Raw genomic sequence first — 14,205 nt, 5'->3', positions numbered from 1 at the left:
CTCCTTATGGCTGGCTCAGATTGGCGAAATATTCCGAAACCGCTTGGACTTCGGCATCGGTCAGCCCGCGGGCGACATGGCCCATCAGGTCATTCGGATCGTTCTTGCGCGTCCCCTGGCGCCAGGCCTGCAACTGGCCAGCAATATATTGCGCGGGCTGCCCCGCCAGCGCCGGGAAGGCGTCACCGACGCCGATGCCGCTCGGCCCGTGACAGGAAACACATTCGGGGATGTTGCGCGCCCAGGCACCGCGTAGCGCGAGCTGCGCGCCGAGGTCATCGGCCTTTTCCACCCGCGTCACCAGCGGTACGTCGACGGCCGGCAGCGCAGCGAGCATGTCGGTCACCGCGGTGATCTCCTCGTCCGTCAGCGCGGCCGCCAGCGGCTGCATCACAGGTGCGCTGCGCGCGCCGCTGCGGATGTCCTCCAACTGCTTGCGCATGTAGGCGGCGGAAAGTCCTGCCAGGCGCGGAAAACCACTGGCCGCCATCCCTTCGCCATTGGCGCCATGACATGTCACGCATGCCAGTGCAGCCGGATTGGCGCCCCCCTGGCTGTAGATTTTCTGCCCATCGGCAGCGTGCACCTGCAACGCAAGTATCAGTGCACCGGTGCCGGCCAGCGCCCTGCTTGGAATTTTCATGCAACCCCTCATCAGCGTTTATTTTCTGATTTCTTCTGCTCCAGCGCCGTCAGGCAGTGCGGCAGTCTGTCGCAGCGACCCGAAGCTAACACAGGCATAACCCTTCAGCCAGTAACGGAATAAGCTTAGAACCGTTGCGAATATATCTTTGTGCCCTATACCCCCTGGGGCATGATCACGCGGTAGCCGGCTCCGTCTCGGTTATGCTTGCGTCCCCTGACCAGGACTGCCCCATGAAAGACCAACTCGAAGAACTGCTTCGCCTGATCGGCTCTGGCTGCATGAGCGACGAAGAAATAGCGCAGATCGCCGACGAAGCGGCGCAGGCCTATGCCGACCCGGCGGCCTTTCTCGCCGCAAACCCGGACATCAACTACGACGACGACTTCCCCATCCCGCTGGGCGAATGGGTGGTCGTCGGCAGCCTTCCGGAAACCGTGCTGTTCCAGGCCGACGATTACCAGCAGCTGTTCGAGCGCATCGTCGCGTCGTTCGGTCCGCAGGTCTCGTTCGTGCTCAAGGCCAAGCAGCTGGCCAAGACCGAGCCGCTGAAGGCGCTTAATCGCATCCAGGTGCAGCTGAGCAGCCTCTACCCGGAGAAAGGCGGCTACGTGCTGGTGGATTTCAGCGAACCGCTGGACGATGAACTGCAGGCCGTGCTGGTCTACAGCTGCGATGTCGAACGGGTGATGCAGCTGGCGGTGGAGGTCGGCATCTATGCCGCACCGGCGCTCGATGCGCTCAAAACCGAACTCGAAGAGGAGTGATCAGCCCCGGCGCAACGGCTCGAGCAGCGGTTTGAGACCGTTGTGATCGATCTCCTGCATCAGCGCCAGCAGGCGACCGATGTCGCCGGGCGGAAAGCCAACCCGGGCGAACCAGTTGAGGTAGTGCCCGGGCAGATCGGCGATCACCCGGCCCTTGTACTTGCCGTAAGGCATGGTCTGGGTGACCAGACGCTGCAGGTCTTCGGGTTTCATCGAGGCGCTCGGCTTGGCGGGACGGCAATACTGCCACAGGACCGCGGCGGGCCGTTCGCTGGCCACTGGCCTTTTATCGATTCGGCATAAACGCCCGCCGCAGGTACTCGGCCATAAATATGGCAGCGCGCCATCGTTCCCGGTAACCCCGGAAATAGATCGGTTGATCGCTGCGCCCCGAGGTTCCAGACAATCCTTCAATCGGCATCATAGGCATTGTCTATTTTTCGTTGTCCGCGAGTTGACCTAGGCCTTCAGACGGCTTACCCGTCCACTTGCGGAGAACAATAAATGAACGCACCACTTTCGTACGGCGGCCTTCTCGCGCTGGCCATGAGCCTCGCGTTGCCCGCCGTGCAGGCCGCCGAAACCGACAGCATCCCCACCAGCTACTCGCCGGTGGTCATCGCTGAGCGCTTCGACACGATCATGCAACGCATGGCCGGCGAGAAGGCCGGCATCATGCAGCGCCACCGGGAACTGCTCGAACAACGCTACGACCTTGCCGACAAGCCCGCCGACGGCGTGAAGATGACGCGCGGCAAACCGGTTCAGAGCGGCGTGCGGGTCAAGCTGGCGGACGGCACGAGCTGGGACGAGCTGGCCGGGCTGAGTCCCGAGCAGATTCGCGAGCAGCGGCGCTTTCCCCTCGGTTTCATGCCGCTGCCGCATCCCAATCACCCCGAAGGCGGCATGGTCTTCCCGCAGTTCCAGATCGACGAGGTGAAGAAGCTCGAGAACCGCGACCTGACGCGCTTCGACCTGGATTTCGACCTGCCCGAGCATTTCCTGCCGGAATTTCCGGCGCCGATCTTTCTCACCACCCGCCCCGACCTTGGCGACGTGTCCCAAGGCAAGCTGGTCAACATCCGCAACTACTTCGAGCTGTTCAACGGCATCCTCAATCCCAAGCAGCTCGAAGGCCTGCGGCTGCTGGTCACGACCTTTCCGCAGCAGCAGTTCAACGCCACCGACGACCGTCGCAGCGAGCACCCGCACCCCGGCGTGGCCTGCCTGGACTGTCATGCCAACGGCCATACCAATGGCGCGACGCACCTGGCCGGCGACGTGCGACCGCAGCCATTCCGCCACCGCATCGACACGCCAACCCTGCGCGGTGTCAACATCCAACAGATCTTCGGCTCACAGCGCGCACTGAAGACGGTGGAAGACTTCACCGAGTTCGAGCAGCGCGCAGCCTACTTCGATGGTGACATCGTGATGGCTGCGAAGAAGGGCGTGAACGTGCTCGAACGCGGCAGCCAGGTGCACTTCATGGGCGAGTTCCAGGCGCTGCTGGACTTCCCTCCGGCACCCAAGCTGAACGTCGAGGGTCGTCTCGATCCGACCAAGGCCAGCGAGCAGGAGCTGCGCGGCGAGCAGGTCTTTCATGGCAAGGGCGCCTGCGCCGGTTGCCACGTACCGCCCTACTACACCGATAACCTGATGCATGATCTGCAAACCGAGCGTTTCTACGAGCCGCAGGAATACAACGGTGTGATGGCCGTGGGCGACGGGCCGATTAAGACCTTCCCGCTGCGCGGCATCAAGGAGTCGCCGCCGTACCTGCATGACGGCCGCCTGCTGACCCTCGAAGACAGCGTGGAATTCTTCAACCTGATCTTGCAGCGCAACCTCAGCCAGCAGGAGAAGGCCGATCTGGTCGCCTTCCTGCGCACGCTCTGAGGCACCGCTTATCCGGCGCCTCTCGCGGCGCTGGATAAAGCGCGGCTATCCACGGCATAGGCAGACTCCGCTTGGCCGGCGCCGTGCTGGCGGCCGACAATGAGCCCATCGCCAGCCGAGCACCCAGGATCCGAACATGCAAGCGCCCAAGCCAACCCCCGAACTGGACGACGCCACCCTCGCCTTCGCCGAACAGGTCTTCGACTGCGCGCGCCAGGGCGACAGCGACCGGCTGAGCGAACTGCTCGCCCAAGGGCTGCCGGCCAACCTGCGCAACCATGCCGGCGACAGCCTGCTGATGCTCGCCAGCTACCACGGTCATCTCGACACCGTGCGCCTGCTGTTGCAGCACGGCGCCGATCCGCAGCTGCGCAATGCGCGCGGCCAGACGCCACTGGCAGGCGCCGCGTTCAAGGGCGACCTGCCGATGATCCGCCTGCTGCTGGAACACGGCGCCGACGTCGAGGGCGCATCCCCCGACGGCCGCACCGCGCTGATGATCGCCGCGATGTTCAATCGCAGCGAGATCGTCGAATTCCTGATTGCCCAGGGGGCCGATCCGCATGCCCGCGATGCGGGCGGCGCGACGGCGCTGGCGGCCGCGGCGATGATGGGCGCGGCCGACACCCAGGCCCTGCTCGCCCGGCTGAGCGGCTGAGACACAGGCTTAGAGCGCGGCGACCAGCAGAGCCTCTGCGATACCCACGGCGACGCGACGCTGATGCGATTGCGTCCGTCGAGCTTGGCTGCGTACAGCGCCCGATCGGCGGCGTCGATCCGTTCCAGCGCATCCTGCATGCCCGGCTCGAAGGCCGCGACACCGATCCTCAGGCTGGTCGATAGCTGCGGCATGAAAGGAACGGCCAGACCTCAATGCAGCCCGTCGCCATGACACCAAACCATCGCCGAACGACGGTGCGGCACGGTCAGTCCAGCGCGTACTGGAAGGTGCTGACCACCCGCAGGCGCTTGCCGATGGTACGGCCGCTTTCCATGTCGCTGCCGTCGTCGTCGATGACCCGGATCACGCCTTGGTTGGCATTGCGCAACTCGCCCAGCCGTGCGCCGGCATCGTCCGCGAAACGCGTCGCCTGTTCGCGCGCGTTGGCGGTGGCCTGCTGCAGCAGAACGGGCTTGAGTTCGTTGAAGCCGCGCAGCTGGTAGCGCGGCCCGGTGGCGCCGCCGCTTTCGCTGTCCAGCTGCACGCCGGCCTGGATCAGCGGATCGAGCGCATTCGCCGCCGCGGCCACCGCATCGACCCGCGCGGTCTTGACCAGCACCTGACCCTGGCCGTTGAAGCGCAGCGCCACTTCCTGCGAACCCCATTCACGCGCCAGCAGATCCTGCACCTGCAACGGGCGCACTTCGATCTCCGCCTCGTCGAAGCCCTGCTCGCGCAGAAAGGCAACCACCGCCTGGCGATCCCCCGCCAGCCGCTGCTGCAGCTCGGCAAAGTCATCGCCACCGCGACGAAAGCCGAGCGTCCAGATCGCGAAGTCGCTCTTCACGTCCATCTCCGCCAGGCCCTTGACCGTCACCGAGCGATCGGCGAGGCGAAACCGCTCGACGCCCTGCCCCACTGACCACCCGGCAAATGCCACCGCCGCGGCGAGCAGTGCCGCCGAAAAGAATCCTACCCGCACCATGACACTTCCTCCTGTTGGTCGCCTCGCCGCGCCGGCAAAGCGCTACCGATCAACCCCGCCCGATTCGCTCCAGCGCCTCCAGACGCACCGCCAGGTGCTGTTCCAGCTCGCTCAGACGGCGCTGCATCGCCGTGCGCTCGTCCTCCGCCAGCGTTTCCTGCAGCCGTTCGCGCAAGCGGGCGCGCTCGTGCAGCAGATCGATTTCCCGTGGCGGTACGCCCGCGCTCTTCAGCACCTGGAACGGCAGGCGCAGCCCCTGCGGCGTCTGCAGCCAGGCGCTGTCGATCGGCAGCGGCGCGCCGCGGGAAGTGACGCCGCGCTGCCATTCGGCGACCTGCTGCGCGATCCGTCGTTCGATGTCCTGGTCGATGGTGCTCATTCGCGCTGCTCCGCCAAAACCTGTCGCAAGCCTATCGCAGCGCGCGCGGACTGCAACGACCGAAGATTGAAAACCTCTGTAACCAATCGCCGCTGACGGCTGCCGCCGCGGACTTTATTCTGGCGCCTCCTTTGTCCTGAAAGAGCTGCATGAACATTCCCTGTACCCAGCCGCGTTCGTCGCCCCTGACGAATGCGGCGCCCGTCTCCGGCTTCGGCCACGCAACCACTTCACTCTTAGGCCCGGCAGCAGTTGCCCGGCACCGCGCACGCCAGGTGCGCTATTTCCTCACCACACGAGGCCCCATCGATGGAATGGCTCGCTGATCCCACGGCCTGGCTAGGCCTGTTCACGCTCATCGTCCTGGAAATCGTCCTGGGTATCGACAACCTGGTATTCATCGCGATCCTGGCGGACAAACTTCCGCCGGAGCAGCGCGACCGCGCGCGCGTCATCGGCCTGAGCCTGGCGCTGGTGATGCGCCTCGGCCTGCTGGCGAGCATCGCCTGGCTGGTCACGCTCACCGAGCCGCTGTTCGAGATATTCGGCAAGAGCTTCTCCGGGCGTGACCTGATCATGCTCGGCGGCGGCCTGTTCCTGCTGTTCAAGGCGACGATGGAGCTGCACGAGCGCCTCGAAGGTCGCATGCAGCAGCACAGCGGCAGTAAGGCCTATGCGCGCTTCTGGCCGGTGGTGGCGCAGATCATCGTGCTCGACGCGGTGTTCTCGCTCGATGCGGTGATCACCGCCGTCGGCATGGTCGAACACCTGCAGGTGATGATGATCGCGGTGGTCATCTCGATGACCCTGATGCTGCTGGCAAGCAAGCCGCTGACTGCGTTCGTCAACGCGCGGCCGACGGTGATCATGCTGTGCCTGGGCTTTTTGATGATGATCGGCTTCAGCCTGACCGCCGAGGGCTTGGGTTACCACATTCCCAAGGGCTACCTGTACGCGGCCATCGGCTTCTCGATCGCCATCGAGTTCTTCAACCAACTGGCCCGCGCACGCCGCAAGCGCAGCCTGCAGGGCACCCGTCCGTTGCGCGAACGCACCGCGCATGCGGTGCTGCGCCTGCTCGGCGGCAAACTGGAAGCCGACGAAGTGGACGACGAGATCACCGACATGCTCGGCCCGGACGGCGCCGGCGCCACGCCGTTCAACCGCCGCGAACGGGTGATGATCAGCGGCGTGCTGCACCTGGCCGAGCAGTCGATCCGCACGGTGATGACCGACCGCATGGAGGTGGATCGCATCAATCTCGACGACGAAACGGCAAAGGTGCAGGCCGGGCTGCTCAACTCGCCGCATTCACGGCTGGTGGTCACCCGCGACGACGCGCCGGACGAGCCGCTGGGCTACGTGCACAAGAAGGAACTGCTGCGTGCCCTGCTCAACGGCCAGACGCCGGACATCGAACCGCTGGTGCGCACGCCGATCAACCTGCCCGATAGCTGCACCGTGCTCAGCGCCCTGGAACAGATGCGCCAGGCCTCGACGCATGTTGCCTTCGTGGTCAACGAATTCGGCGGCTTCGAGGGCCTGGTGACGCTGACCGACATCCTCGAAGCCATCGCCGGTGAACTGCCGGACGCCAGCGAAGTGGAAGGCCCGGACATCGAGCCGGTCGACGGCGGCTATCGCGTCAACGGTGCGGTCAACCTTGCGGTGCTGCGCGAGCGGCTGGGGTTCAGAGCGGCAGTCACCGACGATTACCAGACCCTGGCGGGGCTGGTGATGAGTCTGCTGGATCGACTGCCGATGATCGGCGATCAGGTGGAGCATGCCGACTGGCGGCTGCATGTCACCGAGGTGAAGGAGCGGCGGGTGGCTGGGGTGCTGCTCAAGCGCATCGAGGCAGCCGACCAGGTGGGGTGATTGGCGCCTCTGGGACTCGAACCCCGAACCGTAGGGTGGAAAACCGCACAGCGTTTTCCACCGGGAGTGGCGCGACCGCTTGCGTCTGACGTCACGCTTTCCTCGGCTCGGCGTGCTGGTTGCGCGAGGCATGGACGCCGAGCGAGTCAGGAAGGAGCGTGCCCCTGGAGCAATGCCGGAGTGAGGGAAGCCTGGTCGCGCAGCGGCCAGACCCGAATGCAGGGGTGGCCTTCTCTTGATTACTTTTGCTTGGCCCAGGCGGCGTTCCGCGGACAAGAGAACGTGACGCGCCGTGCAAGGCGCAACCTGTAGCTCCAGTCACCGGTAGCGCTGCGCTGTTCCCCCACCGCTCTGTATCATTCCCTCCGAGCGAACCGCGCCCCAAAGCACCGGTCTGCTCATCGCAAGAACAAGAAACTACAAGGACACGCCATGCCCAGTCTCAACCTGCAGATTCTCGTCGCCGCCTGCCTCGGCGTGCTGATCGGCTGGCTCGTTGGCGGCCAGCCCGAGGAAGCCGCCCTGCGTGAAGGCACGCTGTATGCCGCCGGACTGGTCTCCAGCGTGTTCATCGGCATGCTGAAGATGGTGCTGATCCCGCTGGTGTTCACCTCCATCGCCGTTGGCGTGGCCAGCCTGCAACAGCACCAGCAGGTCCACCGGGTGTGGCTGACCACGCTGATCTACTTCACCAGCACCACAGCGCTGGCCATGCTGCTGGCGCTAACGGCGGCGAACATCTTCAAGCCAGGCGCCGGGTTGTCGCTGGACCTGTTCGCCGACCAGCTGGCGGATTTCCAGGCAAGCCAGCTGACCCTGCCGGAGTTCTTCCAGCACTTCTTCGCCGGGCTGTTCCAGAACCCGTTCGCTGCCTTCGCCGCGAACAACGTGCTGGCGGTGGTGGTCTTCGCGCTGTTCGTCGGCATCGCGCTGGTCGCCGGTGGCGAGCGCTACCGCAACATCCTCAACGTGCTGCAGGAATTTCTCGAGATGCTGCTGCGCATCGTCGGCTGGATCATGTGGCTGGCGCCGCTGGGCATCCTCGCGCTGCTGATCCGGCTGGTCGCCGAGCAGGACGCCGCGCTGCTCTCGGCGGTGGGCGGCTTCGTCATGCTGATCTTCGCCACCACGCTGTTCCACGGCGCGGTGGTGCTGCCGCTGATTCTCTACTTCACCACCGGTCGCTCGCCGCTGTGGTTCTGGCGCGGCGCGCGGGATGCGCTGATCACCGCCTTCGCCACCAGCTCCAGCTCGGCAACGCTGCCAGTGTCGATCCGCTGCGCCGAAGAGAACCTCAAGGTAGAAAAACGCTACGCCGGCTTCGTTCTGCCGCTGGGCGCCACCATGAACATGGACGGCACCGCGCTGTATGAGGCCGCCGCGGCGCTGTTCGTCGCCAATCTGGTGGGCGTCGACCTGACGCTCGGCCAGCAGGCCGTGGTGTTCTTCACCGCGATGGTCGCCTCGGTCGGCGCGCCGGGGATTCCCAGCGCCGGCATGGTGACGATGGTGATGGTGCTGCAAGCGGTCGGCCTGCCGGCCGAGGCCATCGCCATTCTGCTGCCCATCGACCGCCTGCTGGACACCATTCGCACGGCGATCAACGTACAGGGCGACATCACCGGCAGCGTGGTGGTGCAGCGCCTAGCCGGGGAACGGGCCTGACGATCATGAAGCGCCATAACCCGTTCTACTACGTCGTGCAGTACCCGTCCGCCGGCCTGCTGCTGATTCAGCTGCTGGGCATCGTGCTCTACCCGTTCATGGAGGGGCTGCCCGAACCGCGCGCGTTCTTCGGCGCGTTCAGCGCCATCGTGCTGGTCTCGGCGCTGCGCATGGTGCGTCGTGGCCCGACGCTGCAGGGCGTGGCCTTCGGTCTCGCGGCGCTGATCGTCACGCTGAACGTGGTCGGTGTGTTCGTCGAGCGGCCGGGGCTCGATCTGTGGCTATTCGCCCTGGAGGCCGGCTTCTATTTCTATGCGACCGTCAGCCTGATCGGCTACATGAACGAAGACCAGCGCGCCACCACCGACGAACTGTTCGCCGTGGGCGCCACCTTCACGCTGCTGGCATGGGCCTTCGCCTATGTCTTCATGGCCTGCCAGATGCTCTATCCCGGCAGTTTCACCGGCGCCGCGCAGCCCGACTCGCCACGCAGCTGGATGGAAATGCTGTTCCTCAGCGTCACCCTGCTCTCCGGCGTCGGCCTGGGTGACATCCTGCCCGTGACGCCGCAGGCGCGCGCCGTGGTGATGCTCGAGGAAATCGCCGGGGTGATGTACATCGCCCTGGTGGTGTCGCGTCTGATCGGTCTGACCATCGTGCGACGCTGAACATCGACGGCGCCGCTCGGCAAAGCCGGCGGCGCCGCATAATCAACTCGCCTTGAAGCGACTGACGTTGTCCAGCAGCGTCCCGGCCAGGTCGCTCAGGCGGCTGGCGGTGTGGTGGTTGCTGCCAACCGCCTCGCCGTTCTCCTCGGCCATGCGTGCGATGGTGCTGACCTGCTGGGCGATCTCCGCGGAAGCGGCGCTCTGCTCGCGCAGCGCATTGGAGATTTCCGCCACGGTGTCGAGCACCTGATTGGCTGCCTCGCGAATACCGCCCATCGCCTCGCCGGCCCGCTGCGCACGGGCAACGCCTTCGTTGACGCGCACCACGCCCTGCTCCATGCCCTGCACGGCACCCTCGGTGCCCTGCTGGATCGCGGCGACCATCTGCGAGATTTCTTTGGTCGACTGGGCGGTGCGCTCAGCCAGCTTGCGCACCTCGTCGGCGACCACCGCGAAGCCGCGGCCCTGCTCGCCGGCGCGCGCGGCCTCAATCGCCGCATTCAGCGCCAGCAGGTTGGTCTGCGCGGCAATATCGCCAATCACCCCGACGATTGCCGAGATCTGCCCGGAGCGCTCGCCCAGCTCGGCGACGGTGCGCGCCGAATCGCCCACCGACACCGCAATCTGGCTGATTTCCTCGACCACCGCCGCAACGATCTCGCCACCCTGGCGCGACAGCTCGCCGGAACGGTGCGCCAACGCATCGGCATCGCCGGCGTTGCGCGCGATGCTCTCGATGCCCACGGTCATCTGCTCGACCGCCGCCGCCATGCTCGCCGCGGCATCGCTCTGGCACTGCGAGGCGACGTGAATCTGCCCGGACGCCGCGACCAGACTGCGTGCCGAATCGGCTACATGGTCGGAGTTGTCCTTGATGTTGCCGATCAGCCGGCGCATGGCGTCGGCCATGTCGTTGAAGCTGCCGGCCACATAGCGCAGCTCGTCGCGCGCCGTCAGCTGGATATGCGTGGTGAGGTCGCCGGCGGCGAGCTTCTCGCTGCCTTCGCGCAGGCTGCGGATGCTGGTCATCACCGACAGGTAGGCGCCGACCGACAGGTAGCCGATCACCGCGAGCACACCGGCCAGCACGGCGAGGTTCAGGTACAGCACCTGGCGGGCGTCGGCGATGCGCTGGTGCAACAGCTGGTCCAGGGTCGGCAGCAGCACGTCGTGCATCTGGCTGTAGCCGATGCCGATGGCCTCGGTCGCCATGTCGAAGAACTGCACCGAGGTGGTGCTGGTGAAGTCGCCTTCGAAGACCAGCGCATGCATGACGCGCTCGATGTTCTGGCCGCGCTCGTCCATCGCCGTCACCGCCTCGGTAAGGCGCGTACGCAGCTCCGGGCGCAGCGCGACGACCTTGTCCAGGCTGTCGCGCATGTTGCCGGTGGCGGTCTTGATCTGCTCGCTCAGCACGATCAGCGCGGTGCGCCGCTGATCGTCGACGTTGCCCTGCGCCAGCGCGGCCGCGCCGCTGCCACGCAGCTGGCCGATGCGCTCGATCAGGCTGGGCATGTGATTCAGCGCGGCGGACATCAGGTAGAAGGTTTCCGCCTCGGGATCGAAGGTCAGGCCATAGGCATCGGCCAGCTGGGTCTGGAAGCTCAGCAGCTTGCCGATCAGCGCGGTGTGCGCCTGGAAGTTGCGGCTCTGCGGCCAGCTCAGGCCGTCACGACGGATCTCGTCCCAGGCCTGGCCGATCCCCTGCCATTGGGGTAGTGCGCGCTTGTCCTCAGCCAGGGTGCGCTCGAGCAGCGCCAGCGCCGCCTCGATATCCGTCTCACGCTCGCTGCGGCGCGTGGCCAGCGCGCTGTTTCCACCCAGCAGCATCGACGACATGCCGCGGTGCTGCTGCACCAGTTCCACCAGTTTGGCCATCGGTCGCGACAGCGAAGAGGCGACCAGCTCGTTCTCCGAGCGCTCGATGGTGCGATTGAGCTGGCCGGCCAGGCTCAGCATCAGGCTGGCGAAGATGGCGGTGACCAGCAGCCCGAGCAAGCCGAACTTGATCGGATAGCTGAGCCGGTTCATCAGAGCTTCGGCGGGCAGGAAGAGCTTTTTCATGGAGTGGGTCCTGAAGGGGTCGCAGGCGCTGCACGACGCCGCTCGAGCCCTAAGGCTGTGAACACCGGCTACGGCAGAACATCCAGTTTCAGGCGCCAAAATACGGACGTGACCAGACAGTCTCCCTGACCGGAATCAAGGATGCGGCTCGCAAGATGGCTATCCGCCATACCGCTTGTCCGATAGGTCAGAAAATGCACTGCCAACATCACCAAATGCGACCATCCAACCTTTTCGCCGATTGCGCCGAACTCCTGCGCGCCCCTGCAATCCATTCAGCCTGAGCCGGCGGCAGGCACGGCAACCAGAGCTTTACCACCACGCCAGCCGGTGAATAATGCCGGCCCTTTGCATTCGATTCGAGGTGACCATGACGGCGCAAGCCACCGCAACGATGCCAGCCCTTTCCGCTCGCGCCGTACTGCTGATCGAACTGGCGCTGGCCATGGGTGGTTTCGCCATCGGCACCGGTGAGTTCGCCATCATGGGGCTGATGCCCGAGGTCGCCCGCGGCCTGGCCATCAGCGAGCCGCAGGTCGGTCATGTGATCAGCACCTATGCGCTCGGCGTGGTGGTCGGCGCGCCGTTGTTGGCGATCCTCGGTTCGCGGCTGTTCCGCCGTCACCTGCTCTTGCTGCTGATGGGCTTCTTCGCTCTGGGCAACTTCGCCAGCGCCCTGGCGCCGGACTATCACACGCTGATGGCCTTCCGCTTCGTCACCGGCTTGCCGCACGGCGCCTACTTCGGCGTGGCGATGCTGGTGGCTGCCTCAATGGTCGCGCCGGACAAACGCGCCCAGGCCGTGGCCCGGGTGCTGATGGGCCTGACGGTGGCGATCCTGATCGGCAACCCGATCGCCACCTGGCTCGGCCAATGGCTGAGCTGGCGCTATGCCTTCGCCCTGGTCGGCGCCATCGCACTGCTCACCGTGCTGCTGGTGGCGCTGTTCCTGCCGCTCAATCAGGACGAGCCGCGCAACAGTCCGCTGCACGAGATCCGCGCGTTCCATCGGCCGCAGGTCTGGCTGGCCCTGGCGATCAGCTCGATCGGTTTCGCCGGCATGTTCTGCGTGTTCAGCTACATGGCCCCGACGCTGCTGGAAGTCACCCGCGTCAATGCCGGCTGGATTCCCTTTGCCCTCGCCGCGTTCGGCCTCGGCGGCATCATCGGCAACGTCGTCGGCGGCTGGCTGTTCGACCGCCTGCGCTTTCAGGCCGTCGCCTGGCTGCTGCTGTGGAGCGCGCTGGTGCTGCTGGTATTCCCGCTCGCGGCGCATTCGACATGGACGATCTTTCCGGCGGTATTCGCGGTGGGCACCATGGTCTCGCTGTCGCCGGCTCTGCAGACCCATCTGATGGACGTCGCCGCGGATGCCCAGACGCTCGCCGCGGCCTCCAACCACGCCGCCTTCAACATCGCCAACGCCCTCGGCCCCTGGCTCGGCGGCCTGGCGATCAGCGCCGGTTTCGGCTGGACCTCTACCGGCTACATCGGCGCAGCGACTGCGGTCGGCGGCCTGCTGGTGTTCGCCTGGGCCTGGAAGCTCCAGGCGAACGCACAAACGAGCGGCGAACCGCACACGCCGTGTTGCGGCTGAGCGTAACGCGGCCGACGACGCTGCCCCACGCTAGCACCGGCTGACGGGTATACCTCCGCAGCGCTATATACAAAACGATATAGCGCGCTCCAGAATGCCACCTTTCCCAGCAGCAGCGGATCGCTCATGAGCCGTTCTTCAGGTGACTCGGAATCGAGCAGGTTGCCAGCCGGCTCGGCGGAGCAAACAACGGGTGAGGCACACCTGCCTCTGCGCGTGGACGGCCAACTCTGGTTCAACCGCGGCGACAAGGGCTACCTGGGTGGCAAGCGCATCGACCTGCTGGAGCAGATCGAGGCCACCGGCTCCATCACCCGCGCCGCCAAGGCGATCAAGCTGAGCTACAAGGCCGCCTGGGACGCGGTGGATGCGATGAACAACCTGTCCGAACGGCCGCTGGTGATACGCGCCGCCGGCGGTGCTCAGGGTGGCGGCACGCAGCTGACCGATTTCGGCCGCGAGATGCTGCATGTCTGGCGGCGCATGCAGGCCGAGTATGAACGCTTCCTCGCCCAGGTCGCCCAGGGCGTCGAGGGCTTCGACGACATCGACCGGCTGCTGAGGGCCATCGCCATGAAGACCAGCGCACGCAACCAGTTTCGCGGCCGCATCACCGCCGTCAGCAAGGGCGCCGTCAATGGCAGCCTGAACCTGGACATCGGCGCCGGCCAGACCATCACCGCCACGCTGACCAACGACAGCATCGACGAGCTGCAGCTCGAAGTCGGCAAGACCGCCATCGCACTGATCAAGGCCAGCTTCGTGCTGCTCTCGCCCGACCCGCAGGTGCAGATCAGCGCGCGCAACCGCCTGACCGGCACCATCAGCGCACTGCTGCCCGGCGCGGTGAACAGCGAGGTCAAGCTGCTGCTGCCGGGCGAGCGCACCCTCGGCGCGGTGATCACCAACGAAAGCGCCGAGGAATTGGGCCTGGCGGTTGGCCAACCATGCACGGCGCTGATCAAGGCGTCCCACGTCATCATCGCCATCGATTGAAAG

The 14,205-nt window shown here is 65.8% G+C and carries 13 protein-coding genes and 1 pseudogene; 8 read left to right on the top strand and 6 right to left on the bottom strand.

What is annotated here, in order from left to right; all coding sequences use genetic code 11:
- Positions 1-4: 4 nt before the first annotated feature.
- Positions 5-643, bottom strand: coding sequence for a c-type cytochrome (locus tag HU825_RS10815; protein ID WP_156716411.1), 639 nt, complete (start codon positions 641-643; stop codon positions 5-7).
- 233 nt (positions 644-876) lie between these two features.
- On the opposite strand from HU825_RS10815, the gene HU825_RS10810 reads away from it, so the two are divergent.
- A complete protein-coding gene (locus HU825_RS10810; protein WP_234302012.1) occupies positions 877-1,410 on the top strand; it encodes a hypothetical protein in 534 nt (177 codons plus the stop codon).
- Here HU825_RS10810 and HU825_RS10805 read toward each other — a convergent pair whose 3' ends face one another.
- Complete coding sequence (locus HU825_RS10805; RefSeq protein WP_054093861.1) at positions 1,411-1,623, bottom strand: DUF3820 family protein; 213 nt, start codon at positions 1,621-1,623, stop codon at positions 1,411-1,413.
- A 333-nt stretch (positions 1,624-1,956) separates the two neighbouring features.
- Here HU825_RS10805 and HU825_RS10800 point away from each other — a divergent pair, with 333 nt between their 5' ends.
- Both HU825_RS10800 and HU825_RS10795 read left to right on the top strand, forming a co-directional pair.
- On the top strand, positions 1,957-3,309 hold the full coding sequence (locus tag HU825_RS10800) for a cytochrome B6 (protein WP_234303389.1): 1,353 nt from the start codon (positions 1,957-1,959) through the stop codon (positions 3,307-3,309).
- Positions 3,310-3,445: 136 nt separating this feature from the next.
- The gene (locus tag HU825_RS10795; protein ID WP_054093771.1) at positions 3,446-3,967 is read left to right on the top strand and encodes an ankyrin repeat domain-containing protein; all 522 of its coding nucleotides are present in this window, start codon (positions 3,446-3,448) and stop codon (positions 3,965-3,967) included.
- Positions 3,968-4,235: 268 nt separating this feature from the next.
- Here the strand turns inward: HU825_RS10795 and HU825_RS10790 are convergent, their stop codons facing one another.
- Entirely contained in the window at positions 4,236-4,955 is a 720-nt protein-coding gene (locus HU825_RS10790) for an SIMPL domain-containing protein (RefSeq protein WP_043296035.1), read from the bottom strand.
- A gap of 49 nt (positions 4,956-5,004) precedes the next feature.
- Positions 5,005-5,334: a DUF1992 domain-containing protein gene (locus tag HU825_RS10785; RefSeq protein ID WP_234302011.1), complete on the bottom strand. Its 330-nt coding sequence runs from the start codon at positions 5,332-5,334 to the stop codon at positions 5,005-5,007.
- Positions 5,335-5,643: 309 nt separating this feature from the next.
- Between HU825_RS10785 and HU825_RS10780 the strand changes: the two genes are divergently transcribed.
- The 3 genes from HU825_RS10780 to HU825_RS10770 all read left to right on the top strand — a co-directional run bounded on the left by HU825_RS10780 (position 5,644) and on the right by HU825_RS10770 (position 9,545).
- Positions 5,644-7,212, top strand: a complete 1,569-nt coding sequence (locus HU825_RS10780) for a TerC family protein (RefSeq protein WP_234302010.1) — start codon at positions 5,644-5,646, stop codon at positions 7,210-7,212.
- A 432-nt stretch (positions 7,213-7,644) separates the two neighbouring features.
- Positions 7,645-8,877, top strand: a complete 1,233-nt coding sequence (locus HU825_RS10775) for a dicarboxylate/amino acid:cation symporter (RefSeq protein ID WP_234302009.1) — start codon at positions 7,645-7,647, stop codon at positions 8,875-8,877.
- Between the two features lie 5 nt (positions 8,878-8,882).
- Complete coding sequence (locus HU825_RS10770; RefSeq protein WP_234302008.1) at positions 8,883-9,545, top strand: potassium channel family protein; 663 nt, start codon at positions 8,883-8,885, stop codon at positions 9,543-9,545.
- A 42-nt stretch (positions 9,546-9,587) separates the two neighbouring features.
- Here the strand turns inward: HU825_RS10770 and HU825_RS18905 are convergent, their stop codons facing one another.
- Together HU825_RS18905 and HU825_RS18900 are read right to left on the bottom strand one after the other, a co-directional pair.
- Positions 9,588-10,295 (bottom strand): methyl-accepting chemotaxis protein, encoded by a 708-nt coding sequence (locus HU825_RS18905; protein WP_431978473.1) that lies wholly within the window; start codon positions 10,293-10,295, stop codon positions 9,588-9,590.
- A 201-nt stretch (positions 10,296-10,496) separates the two neighbouring features.
- A pseudogene (locus HU825_RS18900) lies at positions 10,497-10,574 on the bottom strand (hypothetical protein); the annotation flags it as partial.
- Between the two features lie 1,405 nt (positions 10,575-11,979).
- Here HU825_RS18900 and HU825_RS10760 point away from each other — a divergent pair.
- Both HU825_RS10760 and HU825_RS10755 read left to right on the top strand, forming a co-directional pair.
- Positions 11,980-13,206, top strand: a complete 1,227-nt coding sequence (locus HU825_RS10760) for an MFS transporter (protein ID WP_138299452.1) — start codon at positions 11,980-11,982, stop codon at positions 13,204-13,206.
- A gap of 216 nt (positions 13,207-13,422) precedes the next feature.
- Positions 13,423-14,202 carry a TOBE domain-containing protein gene (locus tag HU825_RS10755; protein ID WP_177325145.1) on the top strand — a complete coding sequence of 260 codons (780 nt, stop codon included), beginning with the start codon at positions 13,423-13,425 and terminating at the stop codon, positions 14,200-14,202.
- Positions 14,203-14,205: the final 3 nt, after the last annotated feature.

This window comes from Pseudomonas phenolilytica (genome assembly GCF_021432765.1).
Lineage (GTDB): Bacteria > Pseudomonadota > Gammaproteobacteria > Pseudomonadales > Pseudomonadaceae > Stutzerimonas > Stutzerimonas phenolilytica.
This window is presented reverse-complemented; position numbering and strand designations above follow the sequence as displayed.